This is a genomic window from Glycomyces halotolerans (assembly GCF_054779575.1).
Genome location: NZ_BAAGXZ010000002.1, coordinates 15922 through 36672, shown reverse-complemented (window position 1 = coordinate 36672; position 20751 = coordinate 15922). Strand labels below are relative to the sequence as shown.

18 protein-coding genes are annotated in these 20751 nt (G+C 66.7%); 6 read left to right on the top strand and 12 right to left on the bottom strand.

What is annotated here, in order from left to right; all coding sequences use genetic code 11:
* Positions 1 to 291: 291 nt before the first annotated feature.
* The 4 genes from ACYVL2_RS02010 to ACYVL2_RS01995 all read right to left on the bottom strand — a co-directional run bounded on the left by ACYVL2_RS02010 (position 292) and on the right by ACYVL2_RS01995 (position 5239).
* Complete coding sequence (locus ACYVL2_RS02010) at positions 292 to 816, bottom strand: hypothetical protein (RefSeq protein WP_460539671.1); 525 nt, start codon at positions 814 to 816, stop codon at positions 292 to 294.
* A 481-nt stretch (positions 817 to 1297) separates the two neighbouring features.
* Entirely contained in the window at positions 1298 to 2032 is a 735-nt protein-coding gene (locus ACYVL2_RS02005) for a DUF7873 family protein (RefSeq protein ID WP_460539669.1), read from the bottom strand.
* A gap of 59 nt (positions 2033 to 2091) precedes the next feature.
* The gene (locus ACYVL2_RS02000) at positions 2092 to 4425 is read right to left on the bottom strand and encodes a fibronectin type III domain-containing protein (RefSeq protein WP_460539667.1); all 2334 of its coding nucleotides are present in this window, start codon (positions 4423 to 4425) and stop codon (positions 2092 to 2094) included.
* A 175-nt stretch (positions 4426 to 4600) separates the two neighbouring features.
* Positions 4601 to 5239, bottom strand: coding sequence for a histidine phosphatase family protein (locus tag ACYVL2_RS01995; protein WP_460539665.1), 639 nt, complete (start codon positions 5237 to 5239; stop codon positions 4601 to 4603).
* Between the two features lie 153 nt (positions 5240 to 5392).
* Here ACYVL2_RS01995 and ACYVL2_RS01990 point away from each other — a divergent pair, with 153 nt between their 5' ends.
* The 5 genes from ACYVL2_RS01990 (at position 5393) to ACYVL2_RS01970 (ending at position 9091) form a co-directional block, all read left to right on the top strand.
* Positions 5393 to 5983 carry a hypothetical protein gene (locus ACYVL2_RS01990; RefSeq protein ID WP_460539663.1) on the top strand — a complete coding sequence of 197 codons (591 nt, stop codon included), beginning with the start codon at positions 5393 to 5395 and terminating at the stop codon, positions 5981 to 5983.
* A gap of 35 nt (positions 5984 to 6018) precedes the next feature.
* Positions 6019 to 6861, top strand: coding sequence for a Rossmann-fold NAD(P)-binding domain-containing protein (locus ACYVL2_RS01985; RefSeq protein ID WP_460539661.1), 843 nt, complete (start codon positions 6019 to 6021; stop codon positions 6859 to 6861).
* Between the two features lie 318 nt (positions 6862 to 7179).
* Positions 7180 to 7629 (top strand): MerR family transcriptional regulator, encoded by a 450-nt coding sequence (locus tag ACYVL2_RS01980; protein ID WP_460539659.1) that lies wholly within the window; start codon positions 7180 to 7182, stop codon positions 7627 to 7629.
* Positions 7630 to 7714: 85 nt separating this feature from the next.
* Positions 7715 to 7897, top strand: a complete 183-nt coding sequence (locus ACYVL2_RS01975; RefSeq protein WP_460539657.1) for a hypothetical protein — start codon at positions 7715 to 7717, stop codon at positions 7895 to 7897.
* A gap of 300 nt (positions 7898 to 8197) precedes the next feature.
* Positions 8198 to 9091, top strand: a complete 894-nt coding sequence (locus ACYVL2_RS01970) for a hypothetical protein (RefSeq protein WP_460539655.1) — start codon at positions 8198 to 8200, stop codon at positions 9089 to 9091.
* 229 nt (positions 9092 to 9320) lie between these two features.
* Here the strand turns inward: ACYVL2_RS01970 and ACYVL2_RS01965 are convergent, their stop codons facing one another.
* The 7 genes from ACYVL2_RS01965 to ACYVL2_RS01935 all read right to left on the bottom strand — a co-directional run bounded on the left by ACYVL2_RS01965 (position 9321) and on the right by ACYVL2_RS01935 (position 18071).
* Positions 9321 to 10268, bottom strand: coding sequence for an SMI1/KNR4 family protein (locus ACYVL2_RS01965; protein WP_460539653.1), 948 nt, complete (start codon positions 10266 to 10268; stop codon positions 9321 to 9323).
* Positions 10269 to 10638: 370 nt separating this feature from the next.
* The gene (locus ACYVL2_RS01960; RefSeq protein ID WP_460539651.1) at positions 10639 to 11769 is read right to left on the bottom strand and encodes a M23 family metallopeptidase; all 1131 of its coding nucleotides are present in this window, start codon (positions 11767 to 11769) and stop codon (positions 10639 to 10641) included.
* A complete protein-coding gene (locus ACYVL2_RS01955; RefSeq protein ID WP_460539649.1) occupies positions 11766 to 12335 on the bottom strand; it encodes a hypothetical protein in 570 nt (189 codons plus the stop codon). Before ACYVL2_RS01955 ends, ACYVL2_RS01960 begins: the two co-directional genes overlap by 4 nt.
* Before the next feature lie 2 nt (positions 12336 to 12337).
* Entirely contained in the window at positions 12338 to 13984 is a 1647-nt protein-coding gene (locus tag ACYVL2_RS01950; protein ID WP_460539647.1) for an MFS transporter, read from the bottom strand.
* Between the two features lie 239 nt (positions 13985 to 14223).
* Positions 14224 to 17361, bottom strand: a complete 3138-nt coding sequence (locus ACYVL2_RS01945; RefSeq protein ID WP_460539645.1) for an ATP-binding protein — start codon at positions 17359 to 17361, stop codon at positions 14224 to 14226.
* Complete coding sequence (locus ACYVL2_RS01940) at positions 17358 to 17747, bottom strand: hypothetical protein (protein ID WP_460539643.1); 390 nt, start codon at positions 17745 to 17747, stop codon at positions 17358 to 17360. Before ACYVL2_RS01940 ends, ACYVL2_RS01945 begins: the two co-directional genes overlap by 4 nt.
* Positions 17748 to 17789: 42 nt before the next feature.
* Complete coding sequence (locus tag ACYVL2_RS01935) at positions 17790 to 18071, bottom strand: hypothetical protein (RefSeq protein ID WP_051393149.1); 282 nt, start codon at positions 18069 to 18071, stop codon at positions 17790 to 17792.
* Positions 18072 to 18729: 658 nt separating this feature from the next.
* Here ACYVL2_RS01935 and ACYVL2_RS01930 point away from each other — a divergent pair.
* Entirely contained in the window at positions 18730 to 19551 is an 822-nt protein-coding gene (locus ACYVL2_RS01930; RefSeq protein ID WP_460539641.1) for a hypothetical protein, read from the top strand.
* Here the strand turns inward: ACYVL2_RS01930 and ACYVL2_RS01925 are convergent.
* Entirely contained in the window at positions 19509 to 20744 is a 1236-nt protein-coding gene (locus ACYVL2_RS01925) for a hypothetical protein (RefSeq protein ID WP_460539639.1), read from the bottom strand. The two genes, ACYVL2_RS01930 and ACYVL2_RS01925, sit on opposite strands and share 43 nt — an antisense overlap.
* Positions 20745 to 20751: the final 7 nt, after the last annotated feature.

Below are 20751 nucleotides of genomic sequence, written 5' to 3'. Positions count from 1 at the left end.
TGCGACTCAGATCCTTCGTAAACGAATCAGTTTCGTTCGTAAGTACTTGTCTCCCATCCGACTTGCATCATATGCATCGAATGATGACGCTCGAATCGCACACCTGTCAACTGCAGCCGGAGTCATCGCAGGGTATGAGAGCGATTCACAATCCATAAAGTTCAATTCTCGACATGAGAAGAATTGGCGCCCAATCGGTGAGAGCGAAATGGAACATGATTCATAATGTCCGAGGTGGAGTGCTGTGATGCAAAACGCAACCGGATCACCGCACTGCTGTTCGTCTTCCCGTCAGCGATCACACCAGTTTCGCGAGTCCTGTGTCAACAGCAGTCCGATGACGACACAGGACAGTGCGGCACCGAACACCGTGCCGAACATGCCCCCGGCATTCGAAGACGTCGACGCCTCGACGCCCGAAGCGGTCATGGTGTCGTTCAACAAGTGGGTGAACCAAACGAACGAGGCGACAGAGGACACCACGGCGAGGACCAGACCGACGACTTCCAACGCGATCACACCGCGGCTGCCCGTGCTACGGCGGCGGGCGATCTTGACCGCGAACACAGCCCTCAACACGGTCCACACCAGTCCCTGCACGATGCCGAGGACGAAGAGCACGCCCACCGCTGTCGGCATGCCGGCGAGGCCGAGTCGCGCCAGGAAGGTGATCCCGATGACCGTGAAGACGGCGCCGCAGGTCCCGAAACCGAACATGACCCAGAGCAGCACCACCGCGGCTTTGGTCACTCCGGGCATATCGGTGAACGTGGGCGCGGGTTCGGTCAAGGCGTGAGTGGGCGATGCGTCGACCATTGGGGGCTCCTGTAGGCGAGGGCAGTTCTGAACGGCGATCCTAGTGCAGAACCGGCGAACGCGGGGTTCACGAGGAGCCGGCCGCCGGCGGACACAGGTGCGGCCCGGGTTGTTGACCTCAATCCCGGGCCGCGATGTGCCGCATGTCGCCGCTGCGAACCTTCGGCGGGCCGTGAAACTACTGCTAGCACCGTGCTCTGCCATTGAGCTACCGCCCTGCGTGGTAGGGCGGGGCGGATTTGAACCGCCAACCCCGATGTCCAATGGAACCCGCTCGCGGTCACGCGCGGCACGGCGAATGCTGAATCTGGAGCGAGAATCTCAAGTTCCGCGGATTGCCTCTGCCAGTTGGGCCACGCCGGTTCGTACCGGCGGAGGGACTCGAACCCCCAACTCTACCGCGTGATGCTCAGACTGAACCTCAGTTTCAGCTTTGCGCTGTTCGCGCACCCCTGTCGCTCAACAGGGGAGTCTCGTTGTTTCAGTCTCCCAGCAGGTAGCCGAAGACCTTGTCGCCGACCCGCTCGTCGACGGCCTCGGTGCCGTTGGCCTCCTCCCGGGCGAACTTCACCGCGTGCTGCAGCTTCTCCAACCGATGCACCAGCGTCGCCACGCGCTTCGCCGGAGCGGCTCCGGAGAACTTCACCGTGGTCCAGTAGCCCACCGGGATGTCCTCGTAGTACACCTCGACCTGCGCCGGGTGCTCCTCTGTCGCCTCGGCCTTGACGTGGTTGCGCGGCACCTTCTTCGTGCGCACGGTCTTGACCGGCTCAGTGGCGAAGCAGTTCGTCGACTCGTTGAAGCCCCACGACTCCGCCTCGTCGAGTACGGGCAGCGACTTCACGAAAGCCTGGAGGTCGGCCAGCTGCTTCTCCAGGAACAGCAGGTAGGTGACCGGGACGTCGGCGAGCAGGACCTCGTCGTCGACCACCACGTCGGCGGTGGCGAGCGCGTTGGTGCGGTCCTTGGTCGCCACGACGTCGAGCATCCGGGTCATCGCCGAGGCCACCTCGGCCAACTGCTCCTCCACGCGCCGCTGGACCTTCGTCGACTCAGACGGCAGCTGCTCGCCTTCCTCGTCCTTGGGCTGGTACGTGCGGGAGATGCCGGACAGCAACGGCGCCTTGGACAGCTCGCGGCCGGCGTCGCCGAGCGCGCGAGAGGCCCTGTTCTTGACGCTCTTCTCGATGGCGATGATCTGGTTCAACTTGCTCACGGGGGCTACCTTTCGTTCGCCCAGAACGGTACGGCCCATGTAGCCGCCCGCGCAACCGATTACATCCACTCGATCTGCGTGCTGGCAGCATCACTTCCGGCGTCGTTCCAGATTCTGACCCGCATGGGGTTCGGATCCCCTTCGGGGATGAAACCGATCGCGCCCGGAGAGGCACACGAAGTGGGACCGGTGGTCTCGCCGTCCCAGGTGATCTCACAGGTGACGTTGCCGCCGCCGTCGTCGTACTCGAAGTCCCTGCAGATCTTCCACTCGCCGTCCACCTGGCACTGGTACCGGTGCCAGGTGGTGACCCTCGGGACGTCGATGGTGGTGCCGCTCGCGGCAGCCGCCGGCGACTCGCCGGCCTCGTTCACCGCGACGACCGAGACCTCCACGGTCCGGCCGTCGCCGAGTCCCGAGACCGTGGCCTCCGTACCGGTCACCGTGATGGAGTCGCCGCCGGCGGTGACTCGGTATCCGGTGATGTCCCTGCCGTTGTCCGACGGCTTGTACCACGAGACGTTGAGGGTGCCGGCGTTGTCCTTGTCGGTGGCCACCCGCACGGTGCGAGGCCGGTTCGGGTTGTTGAAAGGCGTCACCGGTTCCGAATTCGGCGAGGGCTCCGCCGCGGCGTCGCCGGCCAGGGTCGTCACGCTGTATATGTGGCTGCGCCCGTAAGTGAGCTCACCGTCGAGGAACGTGTGTCCCGGCTCCGCGGTCTCGACCACCCGCTCTCGAGTCCCGTCATCGGCGACCGACTCGACCAGGTATCCGGTGATCTCGAGCCCCTGCCCATTGGGCTCGCCCCACTGGAGGGCGACGGTGCCGTCGGGCCCGGCCGTGGCCGTGACCAGCTCGACCGGATCGGGCACCTCGGCGGTCGGCCGCAACGGTTCGCTGGTCACCGTCGGCCCGGCGCCTTCCGAGTTGTGGGCGGTGACGGTGAACTCGTACGTCTCGCCGTTGACCAGCTCGCCGATTTCCACGACCCGCTGACCTGGAGCGACGGACCAACTGCGCCCGTCTCCTTCAACTGTGTACTCGGTGATCGGTGCGTGGTTGTTAGCGGCGGGCTCCCAGGAGAGCGTCACGGCTCGGTCCGACACCGCTCCGCGAAGACCGGTGACGGGACCGGGCGGCTCCGGTACTGGAGGCGCTTCGGAATCGCCACCGTCCTGAGCGCCGTCCTCGTGATCCGATACGCCTAGGTCGCCGTCCTCACCCTCGTCTCCGACCGGCTCGACAGGCGGGACGTTGCCGCCGAGAACGTCGTCGCGGTCCTTCGGGGCGAGTCTGGCGGAGCCGTCCGCCGCGATGACGACGGCGTTGTTGGTGTACACGGCATTGGCGAAGAGCATGTCGCCTGCGGAGACGAGTTCGATGGGGCCACCGCCGGCATCGATGTCGATGGCGTCGAGCTCGGTGCCGTCGAGGCCGAACACGAGAACCTTGTCGGCGCTGCCGTCAGGGACGTAGACGCGCTCGCGGAACTCCACTGCCGCGCCGAGCAGCGGGGTCGAATCGGCGTCGATCGGGAAGGTCTGCGACCGCTCGTCTTGGACGGCCACTACGCCAGGAGGGGAGGCGACCGTCACGGCCGCGTAACGGCCCGGGCTGATATCGGCGGTGCGTGTCGGCCCGCTCAATTCCACGTCGGCGGTGAAGATCTCGCCCGAGGGCCGCAGGGTCGTCATCTGCGCGACGGTGCGGTTGAGGACCGCTACGCCGTCGCCGAGCACAGTGAGACTGAGTTCCTGACCTGGGTCGGCGATGGACTCGGTGCGAGCGGTGCGGGCGCCTTTGGCGCCGGGTTCGACGGCGACGACGGTGCCTTCGCGGGGACTTCCGATCCACAGTGTGCCGTCGACGTCGAAGGTGCCGCCGACGAGTCCGGCCGGGAAGACCAGCCGCTCGCCGATCGGCGACAGGTCTACGGGGTCGACCTGCGTGACCAGGCCCTGCAAGCGGTCGACGATGAAGGCTCGGTCGTCGTGGAGAGCGAGGCGGACCCCTTCCCCGGGGGCGGTCTCGGCGGTGCCGGTGATCTGCAGGGTGCGGAGGTCGATCGCGTTGACCTTGCCGGTGGTGAGATCGCGCAGGATGAGATAGCGGTCGTTCTGCTCGATCTGCACCGCGTTTCCGGCGCCGTCCGCTATTTCGACGCGGGCATCGGTGGCGGCGGTGAGCCCGTTGACGCGGGCTATCTCTCCTGTGGGGACTGTCCACAGCCACATGCTTCCGTCCTCGCCGGGCGAGTCTCGGGAGAAGGCGCCGGTGCCGAGCAGGGTGGCGACCAGGGCGCCGACCAGGAGGATCGGGAGGCCGAGTGCGATGAGCAGGCCTTTGGGGTTGAGGCTGCGGATATTGCGGGACGAGGGTGCGTTCGAAGTCATGGGGGCGATTCGGGTCAGGGGTCGGAGAAAGGGTGTTTCGACCACTGTAGCGTACTGACTCCAATGCGGAGGATCACCGCAGTGGTGCACGCTCGCCGTGGTGGAACGGCTGGACCCGAGAACGTGTCGCGGTCGCTATCGAGTGGCGCGATTTCCGGCACACCGGCGTCGGTTATCAAGAGGCCGATACGCCGTCGAGATGGCGGGTGTCACCAAGGCGGACCACCAGGCGGCCTCGGTAGAAGTCGTCCTCGAGCAGTGTGGTGATGCTGCCCGAGGAGGCTTTGAAGACGACATGGCCGAGCGAGGCGATCGGCATCTTGATCCAAGCGGCCACCACGAACGTCAAGGCGAAACCATGGGTCACGATGATCTGGTGTTCGTACTGGTTGCGGAGGATGTCGTCCATGGCCGCGTAGGCGCGCCGCGCGACCGCCACTTTTGATTCGGCCCCTTGCACATCGGTGTGCTCCATTCGGTCGCCGTCGGTCGGCGGCGGGTTCACGAGCCGATCCCACGACTCACGCGTCCTTCCCTCGGCGCGGCCGAACGACATCTCCCGCAGCCTGGGATCGAGCACTGGTCGAACGCCGAATCGCTCGGCAATCGCTTCGGCCGTCTGAGCTGTGCGTCGGAGATCTGAGGAGCACAGCCGTACCTCGGTACCGTCGGGTACCGCAGCGCGTAGAGCCCGGCCGATGGACTGCGCGGCACGGATGCCGTAGGGCGTGAGTCGCGAGTCATACCACCCGCCGACCAAGCCCTCGAGATGGTGGATCGCCTCTGGATGAGTGACGACATAGAGGGTGCGCACCGGTGCGGGCCTTCCGAGAGGAATTGAACTGCCTGACCGCAACCGTCGCAGTCGAACAGCACCACCGCAACCGACTTCAGGAAGCGACGGTTCCCAAACGTGTTGGGGAACAGTCGCATTTCAGACTGAGTCAATGCCAGAACGCGACTAGCATTGAACGTCAAAGGCGCCGACCTGCTGGAGTCGCTGATGACTCAACGCTCGGACCCCGGCGCGGCGGAAGCCGAGCCGGAATCTCGCCCGACCGTTCGCGAAATGCCCGTTGAAGGCAAGATCGCGGTGGCGATCCTGCGGATACAGGTCTTCCTCGGACTCCTCTGCTGGACCGGTCTCGGCGTCGAATCCGTGACGGGTCTCTTCGAGGCAGAGGACCCGGCGAAGCAGCTAGCGGCGCTCACCTCGGAGCCCTTATTCGCACGGGCGGCATTGATGCTGCTGCTCGCCTGGCTTGTTGGGGGCACGATCCTTCGCGCCGTGATCGCCGGAGCGATCGCCGCCCGAAAGCGATGGGCACGGACAACCCTCATAGCGCTGCAGTATCTCGAGATGGGAGCGGCGGCGACGGCCTGGCTGCTGCTGGCTATCACCACCGGGGACGGCAAGCTCGTCGGAGCCGTCGTCTCGAGTTCGATGGTCGGCGTGGTGACCGCGGTAGCTCTCGTGATGTTGGTCGGAACCCGCGACATGGCCGCATGGTGCGATCGGCAAGGTGCGCGTCCGCTCGGCCGAGCCGATGCTCCATAGGCCTGCAGGGTGATGCGGCTGGCAGACTCGCCTTCATGGCCACACCGCGGACTTCCAGCGACGTCGTCCTGGTCACCGGTGCTTCGTCGGGTATCGGCAAAGCCACCGCGCAGGAGTTCGCGCGTCTCGGTTATCGGGTCTTCGGCACCAGCCGTAGCGAACGTCCCGATGCGGACGGCGTGACCATGCTGCGGCTGGACGTGCGCTCGACGGCATCGGTCACCGACTGCGTGCAGACGATTCTTGCCAGCACCGGCCGGATCGACGTGCTGGTCAACAATGCCGGAGCGATGCACGAGGGGATCGCCGAAGAGACCGCGATCGCCGAAGCCGAGGACCTCTTCGCGACCAACCTGTTCGGCGCCGCACGGGTGGTCAACGCCGTACTGCCGACCATGCGCGAACGCCGCCGGGGCCGCATCGTCAATATCGGCTCCCTGGCGGCATGGGTCGGCGAACCGGGCGAGGGTTTCTACGCCGCGTCCAAGGCCGCACTGGCCCGCTACACCGAGGCGCTGCGCCACGAGGTCCGGTCGCTGGGCATCTGGGTGTCCCTGATCGAGCCGGGCGCGTTCCGAACCGACGTGCTCAACGCCGCCTCGACAACCGAACGGACCATGCCCGACTACGACGCCGTACGAGAGGCGGCCCGCCGCACACTCCACCGGAGCATGAGCAAAGGCGGCGACCCCCGCACCGTCGCCGAACTGATCGTGAGGACCTCCCGAGCACGGAGACCGCGCGCCCGTTACGGAGCCGGCGCCGACGGACGTTGGGTGCCCTACCTCACCACACTCCTGCCCCAGCGGCTCGTCGAGTACCTGCTGCGCCGCAGCTACGGGCTACCGTCCCGCACTGCGGCGACCCGGCCCCACTGACGCCGGGAGCCTCGGAGTGTCCACCGTCACCTGCAATCGAGGTTGCATCCGGTACGTAGGTACAGGTTTACCGTCGATACGGAAAGCAGCACCGGTCTCGCACATGCGCGGTCGGGACGACTGAACGAGGGATGCGCTGCATTTCCGGGACCACGCTGGGCGGCCTGCTCGGCCGTTCCACTAGACCCGACGGAGACCCACGATGAGCAAACACGAAACCGACGCCCCGGTCAATAGCGCTGGTGCCATCGCTTCACCAGGGGCGGCGGTGTGCGGACCGGCCGCGTCGGTTGACGCCACGGCACCGGGGGTAGGGCGGTGAGCGGGTCGGCACTGCGCAGTGGGCAGGTCGCCTCAGCGGCCGGGGTGAACCTGCAGACGCTGCGCTACTACGAGCGGCGCGGCCTGCTCGCCAGACCCCAGCGGTCTCCCGGCGGCCACCGGCTGTACCCGCCAGAGACGGTCACCGTGCTGCGAGTGATCAAAGCCGCGCAGCGACTGGGCTTCACCCTCAAAGAAGTCGCCGAGCTGCTCGAGATCGGCGGCCACCGGCACGCACGCCCCCGCGCCGGACTCCAGAAGCGCGCAAGGGAAAAAGTCGCCGAAGTCGACGCCAAGATCGCCGACCTGACCGTCATCCGCCAAGCCCTGACCGACGCCCTCGACGCCGGATGCGACGACCTGACCGCCTGCGCCGAGAGCACCTGCTGCCCGTTGCCGTTCGCCGACCTCGCCGAGGAGCATCACCGTGCCGGACCCTGTCACTGAACCGCGATCCGCCCGCGCCCGGGGCCCCAAAACTCTGGGTAGCCTGGCGGGGCTCGCCTGCCTGGCCTGCTGCCTGCTGCCCGTCTTGATCGCCGCAGGAGTCATCGGCGGGGGCGCAGCCGTGGTGGTCGGCTGGCTGCCCGCCCTGGCTGTTGCCCTCGCGGCGCTCGCGGTCGGCATGTGGTGGTTCCAACGCCGCCGCGCCCGATCCTGCACCTGCCGCTCCGAACACACCGCGGACGGCTGCGCCTGCGCCCACAGCGCCTGATCGAGCTGGCGCGCCAATCGCGCTCACCACGGAACTTCGGACATCCGGCCGTCAGCCGAGCGGATCCCCGGACCTCTCAGCGAACCGACCAACGGCAATGACGAGGCACATCTGTCAGCATCTGCAGCGCACCGGTAAACGATCCGAAGGACCGTTTCCGCTGGCCGAACAGGACCGGTACGACCGTGAGATGCACTTCGCTCCAGCCTCCTACCGTGCGTCCAGGGGCACGCGGATGTGCTCCGCAAAGCAGAACGGGATGGGATTCCCGTTGGAGCGATGTCTCGGTAGTGTGATGGTGTGGGCAAGGGTTCGGAACGCAAGTACAGGGTCGTGCCGGTCGACGAGGAACCGGATTTCGGTGATCCGCCGAGGCACTGGGGCCGCGTCGCCTCGATGGCCGGTCTCTGGGCCGTCGTCCTGTTCGGGGGCGCGTGGATGGCCCCGGGCTTCGCCTCTGGAGGCGCCTCCGACGAGACCGACGCCCGCGACCAAGCTCCCATAACTCCGCGCCAGGCGGCGGCCAGGTATCTGGAAGCGGGTCTGAACGGTGAGTCTGATCGCGCTGGCGCTGTGCTCTGCGATGACGCTGCTCCACAGATGCTTCAGTCCGACCTCGTGGCGCTGCGTGACGAGTACGACGAGGCGCTTGGAGCTTATCCAGAGATAGAGGTCAGCACCACGGAACCGGTCGGCTCGGCTTCCGGGATGGTGGTGGACTCTACCGTTTCGTTCATAGGCGACAGTATTTTCCGGGAGCAGTTCACCGTTACCGTCCTGGCAACCGGTAGCAGGTATTGCGTTTCCGAGGTGGTAAGGGTCCGGTCGGATGATGAAGACGCGGCGGATCGAGTCGACCCTCAGGACCAGGCTGCAAAGTTCCTAAGCGCGGTATTCGTGGTTCGAGATCCGAATTTGGCTTCCAGCCATCTTTGTGTCGGCTATGACGGCCCTCAACCCGAGGAGCTGGAAAATGCGCTGAGGGAATGGGAGGGCGTCTTCGGCGACGCCACGCCGGTTCAGAGTTTTGAAGGTGAACCGACGGAGTCTGATTCCGGCACGGTTGTGCCTATGAGCGTTGAGCTCAGCTCTCTTCGAGCGACCGAATCGTTCGCATTCGAGGTTACGATCGTGAACAACTGCATCACTAAAGTGTCCGGGGACGAAGCGCTTCTCCACCCGTCCGATGATTAACCGTAGATTCTCAGTGCATCTGACCGCCTCCAGGGGACTTACCAGGCTGCAGTGCTGAGCTCTCATGGTTCCGTGGATTTTTCACCGGTTGTTGCGCCCTCATCGCAGTCGTTTGGTTGAGGCGCAACTTTTGCTCGGGCTGAAATGGGATATCAGGTGTCGATATCTCAAGGCTGCATTTCGTTTTTCTCACCGATTTGGCCATTTCCTAGTACCCCTCGCTGAAGCATCAAGAGTCCATCTGATAACGACCCTTGACCCGGCGAATCAATCGATGTCTGATCGATGTCCGCTGGCGCTCACCGCTCCAGAGACGGATCAGAGCCTCATACACGAGGTCGACTTGCACACGGCTAAGGCGGTGGCCAGAGACGCCGGCGGCCAGCGGCGAACGGGGGACGGCGTCGGCATCGAGTAGGGCTCGCCATTCGGTCAGCCCGATCTGAAGGTACTCCAGGCCGGTCAGATCGCCGCTGACGACCGGATCAGCGATCGCGCCCGGTTGTGCGATCAGCGTGCGTAGACGAGGCAGACCCACCAGCGGTGTGAGATCGGACGGCTCCCTGCCCGCGGTCTTCAGCACCTCGAGCTGCTCGGTGGCGGCCGCTTCGACCGAGTGCCCGTTGCTGCTATTCACCCTCACCACTTCCGGTGGTTCCTCCCCTGGCCGGGAGGGCCATGACGGTTTGGTGGCGCCGTTGATGACCAGGTCAGGGAGTGATTCCGCCAGCAAGCGCGCCCCGATCTTCGATTCATGATCCAGCACCACTACCTGTCCGACATGCCCGGACGGTCCCGGTAGCACGTCGATAGCGGTCCAATCCCCGGTACCGCCACCGTGGTCACCGATCACGATCCAGCCAGGCGAGGCCACGAGCCCTTGCACCGCCGAGTCCGACCGGGTGACCACCGCCGTGTCCGCGAGCCACGGGTGCGACGGCTCCGTGCGGACGTCCGCCTCCGAGGCGCGCTCGATGCCGTCGAGGCCGAACAGCTCGATCCCGCCGAGGGCCTTGATATCTCGGTCGTACCGCTCGTCTTCCCCGTAGCGAACGTAATCGCCGTATCTGGCCCGTGTGACTCGCAGTATCGCCTTGAGCTCTTCGGGAATCGACATCCCAAGGCGCTCCTCGACGTCCGCGATCTCGTCTTCAGTAGCGCCGACCGCGTCCGGCATCCGCTAACGCAGCACCCGTTCCAAACGTTCCGGGTCGGCCGACGGCGCCGCGCCCCGGCCCGGATACGTCTCCGGACCACGTCGGGCAGGCTCCGGCACCGCTCCATCGACCAGCAACACGTAACCGGCGCTGTTCACCCCAACGGGACGGACGATCTTCGGGCCGAGTGACTCCGCCGGCGGCATCGACGTTCCTCCTGACTGGACAGGGTTGGTGCCAAAGGAGCTATGAATTGGGTCCTACCATAATGCCGACCGCCGACATCGCCCTGAACTGTATTCATCCGGCCTGGGCCGCCCGGATCCCCCAGCGCCGTCACAGCCTTCGACTAGAACATCAATCAGGTTGAGAAGGGCTCAATGACTCGATCTATTCTAGGGGTGCTCCCACGTTGTTCATGAAGGCAACCGGGTCCACGGCACCCGCCGCTGAGCGGTCCGCGTTCAAGTGCACTTCGTAATGAAGATGTGGTGCCGAGGAACGACCCGACGAACCGACATAGCCGATGACCTGACCGGCCCGAACCATATCGCCTTCATCAATGAGTGGTCGTGATTGGAAGTGGCAGTACCGCGTCAGATAATCGCCTGCATGGAGGATGTTCACGTACCAGCCACATCCCGCGATGGATGGCGAGCCGTCCACGTCGCACGAGTAGGGGCTGCCATCTGGCGCGAAGGCATTGCATTCTGAGGTGATGACCGTACCGCTGGACGCCGCCACAACAGGAGTACCGCGAGGCACCCCGATATCCACGCCCTGGTGGGTGGGGCGCTCTGCCGTTCTGAACCCCGACCAGACCGGGCCGTCGACTGGGACGATCCAGCCCGCCGCGGACAGCTCTCCCGGAGCAGCGCACTCGCCCAGGTTCACATTCACGGCCGAAGAGCGTCCGCCACCGCCAGTCAGGGCGTTGACTATCTCGGTCGCCTTCGGCTCATGCTTGGCGTAGGCATTCGGGAAAGCCGAAATCTGGACGCGTTGGGCGGCCACGGTCAGCGCCATGCTCTCCCACCCGTCGATCGTCTGGAGCTTCTTGTAGAACTTCGTCGAGGCATAGACGGGATCTTGAATCTGCTCCGGGGTGCCCCAACCTGAAGACGGTCGCTGCTGAAAGAGACCGAGGGAGTCGTGGTCATTCGCATCGCCTAGGTGACCCAGGTTGGTCAACCGTGATTCCTGCATCGCCGTCGCAATAGCGATGACCCACGCCCGAGGGCTCAGCTCTAGTTCCTGGCCGACCGAGATGATGACCGCCGCGTTGTACACCTGATCGTCGTTGAGGCCGGAGATCGTAGGCAGCTCCGCATCCGGGTCGACCATGACGTTCAAGCCGCAGCCGACAGGGGCCATGACATCGCCCTCGTCACCGTCCGACTGGTCTGCCAGCAGCTGCACGATGACCGCCACCGACCCGAGACAGCACATTGAAGCGAGCGCGACACCCCACATCCACCGTTGCCACCATCCCGGACGCTTAGGTGTGCTGAGAGTTGTCATGCGGCCTCCCAGTCGATTGCGGACACCAGCCACTCCTGATCAGCCCAGGCGCTGTCGCCCTCGATCATGGTGAGGATCAGGGTTCCGGTGTCCATCGGGATGCGGACCTTACCGCCGTCGATGAGTGCTTCTCCGGTGGTCTCGCTGGCCGGAACCGATACCGGCTCGACATCGCGCATGAGCTCAGCGGTCTCCTCGGTCATATACGGCTGCATCCCCTGGAACCACGAGTTCGCATCCTTACCTTCGACGTCCAGCCATGCCTCTGCGAAATCAACGGCTTTATCAGCGGCCTCTTGCGGAAGCTCGGGCTCGTCATAAGGGTCGTGCAAGGGCGAGTCGCCTTCCTCGCACTCCTCGCCCTGGCACTCGGGAGCCGTGATGCCGTCATCGGCGGTGAACTCCAAGGACGGCGTATCGGATGAAGAAGCCTCCTCTTCCGAGTCTCCCGAGCTGAGGGGGAACTCCTCGCGCCCTTGGGACAGAGCGATGACCGCGACCACGAGCAGCACGATGATGACGACGATGCCATAGCGAGAGAAAATGATCCGCAACGCCGTGCGCATGGCTAACCCCTCCTCGGCGGGGTGTAGACGCCCCCCTGAGCGCCACTACTCCCACCAGAAGTGGAGGCGGTCGATCTGGTCGAGGAGCTGAAGCTTGAGGTTCGCTGGTCTGGCGGTGCGCTCTGGGTCTCGGAGCGTTCAGAGGATCTGCCCGGCAGGGCATCAGAACGCGATTCTGGCCGAGTTTCGCCCTGCCGGATGGTCTCTCGGCGCCGCTCGATCTCGGTTTCTTTACGCCGTTCTTTGTCGATGGTGCGGCCGAAGAGAGCGTCGGTCGGACCTCCGGCTCCCTGGAAGCTAGAAAGCCTGCGGAACGGTCGCAGCAGCAGCCAGGCGGCCACCCCGACCAGACCGATGAGCATTACCTGCATCCAGCTCGGCAGATTGGCGCCGAGGATGCGATCAGCTGCGAAGAGATAGATCACGGCAGCCACCGCAAAGACGATCACGTTGATCACCGCAGCCAGCACGATATTGACCAGGCGCTTGAATGGACCGCCCGCCGGGCGAAGGATCGCGATCGTGCCGATGATCGGAAGCGCGATCACAGCGAACCGGACGATCATGAATCCCAAGATGATGAGGACCGAGGCAGTGAGATCGAACAGAGAGAAGAACAGTGCCGTCAGGAGAGCAAGCAGGCCGGAGCCGGTCCGCTCCCAAGCGCGGCCTCCAGTCAAGTGCTCGTACGCTTCGGGGTCTTCTTGCTGGATCAGGGTGGCGAGTTTCCGCCAATTCTCCTGCTTTTCTTCGATAAGGTCTGCGCGTCGACCGGCGTCCTCAGATTCATAGTCCTCGGTCCAGGACATAGCCTGAGCTGCATACAGAGCCGGCCCGTACTTGTAGGCCGTGTTCGACTGTTGGACGTCGGGGTTGCCGTCCTCGTCGTCGGCGATTTCGCCGCCTTGGGTCCGGTACTCGACGTCCTCGCCCTGGCCGAGCATCGCCCTGAGCCAGTTCTGGTAGAGCACGTCGCCGGTCGACATGTCCGAGGCCTTCACCGCCGCGCTGCGCGTGTCGATGCACTCCGCGTCCGGGTTGGCGCGCCTCGCTTCCTCGTACTCGGCGTCGCTGAGGCCCGGCATGCTGATGCAGCCCTCGGCGGCCTCGTCTTGGATCAGGCCCTGGCTCAGGTTCAGCCCGGCCGCCATCCCGTGGTCGGCCCAGTTCGCGGCCTGCACGGGCCAGCGCGCCACGGCCGTCACCAGCACGAGTATCAGCACCGCCCATGCCGCCGTGGTGACGGCGTTGTTCATGTCGGCCTGGCGGCTGCGCCACAGCAGGTAGATACCCACGACGCCGACCGTTACCGCCCCGAAGACGGTGAACACCTGGCTGTAGACCGCTTCGCTGCCGGTCTGCATGAACTCGTTCGACCAGCCCCACAGGCGCTGCGGGTCCCATGCGGCCTGGCGCATCGAGTTCGATGCCCCGATGACGGCCGTGGAGGTGTTGAACTCCATGTTGGCGAGCGCGTTCGCCGTGTCCGCGCCGTCGGGAAGGCTCAGGGAGTCGATGCATTGGCCGCCGACGCTCAGTTCCTTGGAGGCGTACATCGGCAGCTGGTAGCCGGCGTAGCCGTACCGTGAATACTGGCCGATGCCTTCGCCTTTGTCGGGGAGGCTCGGTTCGGCGAACCAGCCGGCCATGCCGGAGTCGGGGCTCGACGGGGTCGGGGCCTCGGAGCATTCGACTTCGGGGGAGTCGGCGACGTTCTGGAGGCATCTTTCCCACTCGTTGTGCCATTCCCAGTCCGAGCAGCCGCTGCTGTCCTGGGCGCCGGCGGCGCTCGGGGTGAGGACGAGCGCCCCTGCGGTGGCGGTCAGGACGAGCAGGAGCCGGGCCAGTCGGCCTAGGTTATGGGAGTTGCGGCTGGAGGGGTGGGCCACTACTTGACCTCCCCGGGCGTGGTGTTCAGGTAGTCGAGCAGGCCTCGCACCCAGCCGAAGTCGGCGCGGATGCGTTGTACGCGGCCGTCGACGTCGCGCATCACGAATTCGCGGTATGGGAGCCGTTTGGTCTCGGTGGCGTCGACTTCGCTCAGTGAGGCGAGTACCTGCTCGTAGCCCACGTCCGTGGGTACGCGGAGCAGTTTGAGCGCTTCGGAGGCGACGTCGGCGTCTTCGGCGATGCGGCCGACGAAGACGGTGCTGACCAGGTTCTGGACGTCGAGCCCGAGGATGTCCTTGGGGTTCTGGCTGGCGACGAGGGCCGCGAGGTTCCATTTGCGGGAGTCGCGGGCGAGCCGGACGAGGAAGCTGCGGCCGGATTTCCAGCCTTCCATGAAGTGGGCTTCGTCAAGGCCGACGAGCTTGCGGCGGTTCATGTCGCCGCCGTAGGCGCGGCGGACGGCGAGGCGGTGGGCGGTGTGGAGCATCGGCAGGGCCAGTGCCTCTTCGGCGCTCCAGTATTCGCGTTCGATGCCCAGGTCGGGCAGGCGCAGCCCGGACATGGTGATGACGGTCAGGGCGGTGTCGTCTTCGAGGACGCCTTTGTCGGCGTTGCCGAAGAACAGTTTCGCCAGCGGCATCTCGGCGGTGTCGAGCAGCAGTGCGGCCAGTTCGGCGCCGTCGCCGGAGACGTGGTCTTCGGCGTCTTGGAGGCTTTCGACGATGTCTTCGAGGGCGGCGTCCTCTTCGGCGGGGACGTGGCGCGCTGCGTGGCGCAGCAGTCGTGCGGTCGCGGCTTCGCGCTGGACTTGCGGTGGCAGGAGCATCGCGCAGATGTCCTGCACGAGCATGCGTCGTTCGGAGCGGGCGTTGGAGACGGCGATGTCGTATTCGCGCTGGCCGTCGGGCGTGTCTTCGTAGTGTTCGCGTTTGGGCGAGGGGATGAGCGCGTACGGCGCGAGGGTGCCGTATTCGGAGCCGGTCAGGTTGAGCACTCGCGAGTACGGCTTGAGTTCGGGCATCTCGCAGAGTTTCGCGAGCGGCCCGGACGGGTCGAGGAGGGTGACTTGGACGCCGCGCCTGGCGGCGAGGTAGCCGAGGGCGCCCATGAGGGTCGACTTGCCGCCGCCGGGTTCGGCGACGAAGACGCTCAGGCCGGAGCGTTCGCGCACTTCGGTGGCGAAGTGGAGGTCGAGGAACACGGGGCGGCGGCAGGTGCCGGCGGTTCTGCCGATGAGGTCGCCTCGCCGGTCGCCGACGGTGGAGGCGGCCTGCGGGAGTGCGGCGGCGAAGAGTTTGACCGGCATCCGGCGCACGTACCCGGTCTGCGCGATCGGTTCGCCGGGGATGAACTCGCGGGCCAGCCAGTCCTGGTTCTTGGGGTGTTGGAGGCTGATCCGCAGTTCGCGCTGGTACATCTGCATGAGCACGCGGGCGCGTTCGAGGCATTCGTCTTTGGTGTCGGCGGTGACCGCGATCCGGTGCCAGCCGTGGGCGCGCGCGGCGTCGATCGGGAGGCCGGTGGTCATCTCGTCGCCGACGTTCAGCGCCCGCTCGGCGAGCCGCTGCAGTTCGGGCGGTGCGTCGAGGGCGTGCTCGTCGTAGTCGTGCTGCTGGCTGCGGATGAGCCGCAGTCGGTGGTCGAGGTCTCTGAACGCTTCGCCGGGGCCGAGGATGTCGACGCGGCTGGAGAGCTCGAGGGGCCAGGGGCAGCGTTCGTGGAAGTGCAGCCATGGCTCGTGGCGCTGGGGGATCTCGAGTTCTTCCATGCGTCCGACGGTGAGCACGGCGGTGTGCTTCTCTTCGCCGGTGAGCCGGTTGACGAGTTTGACGGTGGAGCCGTAGGGGCTGCGGTACCGCTCGATCGATTCCGAGAGGGCCAGGACGTCGCCGGCCTCCCATGCGGCGTTGGAGCCGGAGAGCAGGCGCGGCGGTTCCATGCCGAGGGCGACCGACCGGAAGACGAGCCATTCGAGTTCGGAAGTGGTCGCGCGGCGGGCGCGGACGCCGAAGGAGCCGAGGACTTCGTCGAACTGGAGGCTGCGCCGTTCGATCCGTTCGCGTTCGGAGAGCTTGGTGCCGCGGCCGAACATGCGCCCGACCTTCTCGCCGAGGTTGTCGAACATGGAGCGGCGCGCGAAGGAGATGCCCAGGAAGGTCTCGCCTTCGGCGTGGGAGAGCGAGTGCAGGTGCCGTTGGGCGGCGACCAGGTGCTCCGACCAGCTGGTGCCGCCGGGGACGGTGCGCAGCGGGTGGGCGGTGTTGCGGTCGACGGTGCGGGCCCACTGGTCGGCGGGGAAGGGCTTGGTGGTGCGCCGCAGGTGCAGTCGCATCCCGGCGAGGCCGGCGAACTGCTCGGCGATCGCGGTGATGAGGGCTTCTCGCTCGAGGTCGGGGCGGAAGGACCAGCGGACGCCGGGGAGGGCGTACCAGGCGGTGACCGTGGTCGGCGTGAAGGTGGCGTGTCCGGCGATCTCGGTCAGCGCCAGGTCGCGCAGCGGCTGGCGTTCCTTCTCGCGTTTGACCGGTTTGGGGACTCGCGTGGGTTTGGTCTCGGCGGCCGTGACGACGGCTTCGCTGCGGGTCTGCTTGATGGGCACGAGGTCCTGGGACGGCGCGCGACGGCCGTCCTGATGGCCCGATTTGGGCGCTCGGGATTGACCTGTGGAAACACTCCCGCGCCGCTGGTCACCGGCCTGTGGATAACTCGGCGGGCTCTGTGGATAACTCTGGGCGCGCTGTGGATGACCCTGTGGATTCCCGCTGGTGGGAGCCTGTGGGAACTGCTGTGGACGGCCCTGTGGATAACTTGGCCGTTCCTGTGGATAACCCTGTGGAGAACCTGTGGACGGCGGCGTTGTCGGCGCAGGTGGAGACGCGTGTCGCGCTTGAGGCGCCGGGGTGGCCGCCGGGTGGCCGGGAGGTGTCGGCTGCCCGGTCGGGTTCTCGGCGCGCCTCGGCTCGTCGGCCGGCTTCGCCTGGCGGTGCTCCTTGGCGGGCTCCGCCCTGAAGACGGCGTCGGCCAGAGCGGTCGCGTCGTCGTCGAGGTCTCCCGAGCGCTGGCGGTCGCGTACCGGCGCGGGAGGCCGGGGGGCGGAGAACTTGGCGACGGGCTGTCGGCGATCCTCGCCGCTCATAGGCGCTCCTCTTGTCGGACGGTCTCCACGAGCGTGGGACGCAGTCTGATCGATCGGGTCGAGAACGAGTGGACGCGTTTCTCGACCCCGGCGTCTCTGGTGTGCTTCCAGTCGGTGAGCAGGGTGCGGACCACGGTGGTCGCGGGGCGGTCGGCGTCGACGTAGCGGAAGATCAGCGAGGTGGCGACGAGGGCGAGGGAGATCTCGATCGACGGGAAGAGTTCGACTTCGCGGGTGAAGAGCCAGTGGATGAACATGAACAGCGCCAGCAGCGCGGCGAAGACCCCGTACTGGGCGTAGGGGAGGTGGATGGGGAGGGTGTATCCGGGCGGGCCGAGGTAGAGCAGCCGGGCGCGGTAGATGTCGTCGTCAGTGCGCAAGCGCATGGGCGTCCTCCATCCGGGCTGGCTCGGTAGCGGGCGAGGGGGCTATTCGCCTTCGCTGAAGAGGACGTCGACGAGGCCGCCGCCGACGGCGACCAGGACGACCGCTCCGGCGATGAAAGCGATACCGAGGATGGCGATGGTCGATGAGGTGAGCACGCGGCTGACCTCGCCCTTGTTGGCGCGGGCGATGAAGATCAGGCCGAGGATGGCCAGCAGGATCGGTGCGATGCGGCTGAGGAAGAAGCTGATGATGCCCTGCGTGTTGATCTCGGCATCCTGAGCTTGGACCTGTGCCGCCACCGTCCAAAGGGTCTCTCTGATCATCGTCAATCCCATCTCGTCACAAGGGTCACACGGACCTCAGGTTACGCAGCTTTCACTCATTTATCTGGTCTCCCAACCCGTCGTGGGGTCTGTGTTCATCATATGCCGGACGCAGGACAACACGCACTGTCGTCACCGCGATGCGCGGTGGCGCTCAGTGTGCGCGAGGTGTTGGACCCGGCCTCGGTTGCAAGCGCATCACAGTGGGGCCGTGGCGGCTGTCCGGCATGCGATTCCTTCCCTGTCGTGTATCTGACACCGAACGAACACGTTGTGAGGATGCTTCATTACGAATGGTGGCAACCGGTCTCGACCCGAGGTGACCGCGTCGGCGTAGCGGTTCTCACGGTGCGACCGCGCCCGGCTCGCCGCCGTGGCTCGCGGTGACTGGGTGGTGGGTAGTCGGTGAGCGGGCCTACGCTTCGGTCACCGCCTGTTCGGACGGGCACGGTCCGAGCGTCTTTCGCCTGGTCACCCTGTGTCGGCAATCCGACACTAAACTTGGGGTGCTCGGTGTCCTACGCTCGATACCGACGAAGAACTGCACAATAGAACTCGAAAACCAATGCCAATGACTAGGCGATGCTGACGCTGTGTGACGGCCGATGCCGCCGCCGAACCCGCATCGTCTGTCACGCCTAGGCACGGAGCAACCACCATGGACAACCTCGACGACATCGCCGGACGGCTCACCGCCGCGGCGATCGCCTTCGCCGTCGCCGGACTGGTGCTGTCCGCGCTCTCGGCGGCGGCCCTCGGCGGCGTGCGCGCCGCCGAGAAGTGGCCCTCCGCGCCCCGCCCGCGCGTGCCCCGCCCGGTGGCGCTGGCCGGAGCGATGCTCGGTCTCGTCGTCTTCGCTCTGGCCGCCGGGCTGTTCTCCTTGGTGCGCATCGGCACCGGCCTCGACCCGAACGTGAGGGTCCTGCTCGCCGTCGGCGTCGACCTGCTGGCCCTGGCCATCGGGGTCGCGGCGGTCAACCACTTCGCCGGGCGCGTCGAAGTGCGGGCGCTCATCACCGAGGCCGACCGGCCGACCACGATGCCCCCGATCCCCGTCTCCGGCGACCCGACCCGCTACCAGGTCCCCGACCGCACCGAGGTGCCCGTCGACGCCAATGGCGCGATCCATGCGCCCGAACCGAGGCAGCCGGTCCCGCCGTTCGCGCCGGACACGGCCGCGACCGGGAACCTGAGCCGCCAGCGCACCGGGGTGCCGACCATTCCCACCGACACCCGCCCCGGCTGGGTCTTCCAGGACCGCGGCACCGGGGCGTTCTATGCGGCCGTGGCCCAGAGCCGCGGCGGCATCGGCCTACTGGCGCTGTCCGACTTCACCGTCGCCCGCACCGCCGCGCTGGTCGGCCCGCTGGAGCTGGTCGGTTCGGTCGAGGCCACGGTCTGGCCACTGGAGAACGGCAATGCCGAAGAGGATTCGGATCAGCTGGCCGAGGCCGATTCGTCGCGGATCGCGCCCGAATAGCGCTCCAGCTCCCAGCCTTCGAATCCCGGCGTCATCTCGATCTCGGCCATCGCCTCCACTGAGGCCGAAGCGCCGGCGCGGACGACGACGTCGTGAACCTGCTTCGCATCCGGGCCGAGTTCGACGACGGTGTCCTCGCCGACCAGCACTTCCGGCGGAGGCGGGACCGCCACTGCCACCCGGTGCTCGCCGGGAGCGAGCCGGTACTCGTTGAGGCCCCACACCGCCGGGACCGGATTCCCGTCGACGTGGACGACCGGCGCCTGGATCCAGGGCCGCAGCGGCGGCGGATAGTCCTCGCCGAACCGGTGCCGCCGGCGCTCGGCGGTCCGCACCGCCCGCTCGTCGAGCACGGTCCCGGGCTCGTGGACGATCCGGTGCGGCGTCTGGACGTAGGCGAGCGCGACGCGCAGCACCGGGCTCTCGTCCGCCTCGGCCGCCGCGCCGGGCGGGTCGATCGGCCGCCATGTGCCGCCTCGGATCTCCTGCTCCGGGTGCCGCCATGCCGGCCGGCGCCTGCGCAGCAGCGCCCGTTCGGCCGAGGCGACCCATGCCGACTCGGCCGCTCTGGCGATCCAGTAGCAGACCCACGCCGCGAACCCGGAGGCGGCGAAGGCCGGCAGGATCCACCACTTGCTCTGCGCGCCGAGCGAGGTCAGCAGCATCGTGGAGATGATGAAACCGGCCGCCGCGCCGATCCCCGAGGCGATCGCCGTCGTCCTGCGCCCGGGCATGAGCGGGACCGTCCGCTTGGGCACCAGCAGGAACCGCCGCAGGAACGCACTCGCGCCGGCACCGGTCTGGATCCGCTGCGGCACGAACGACGACCAGCGGGTGAACCTCCCCGGCCGCACCTCGATCAACGCGACGGCGCCCGAGGCCCCGGACTGGACTTGCAGCAGGTGGCGGCCGGGCGCCAGATCGATGTCGGCGCGGCCGAACCCGGTGGCGACCGGTTCGCCGTCGACGAGGACGACCGGTGTGAACGGCCGCGCTGGCGCCGATTCGTCGATGCGGCCCAGCAGGCCCGACTCGAGGATCAGGGCGCCCTGGTCGGGGGCCGGTGCGCCGCGCTGCCCGACGGTGCTGCGCACGAAGATCGAGTACAGCTCGTGGGCGAACACCTGCGCCCGCCCGAGCGGATGCCGGGTCAGCTCATACGGCGCGGCGGCCTGTGAGCCGAGCGCGCGCAACCACCGG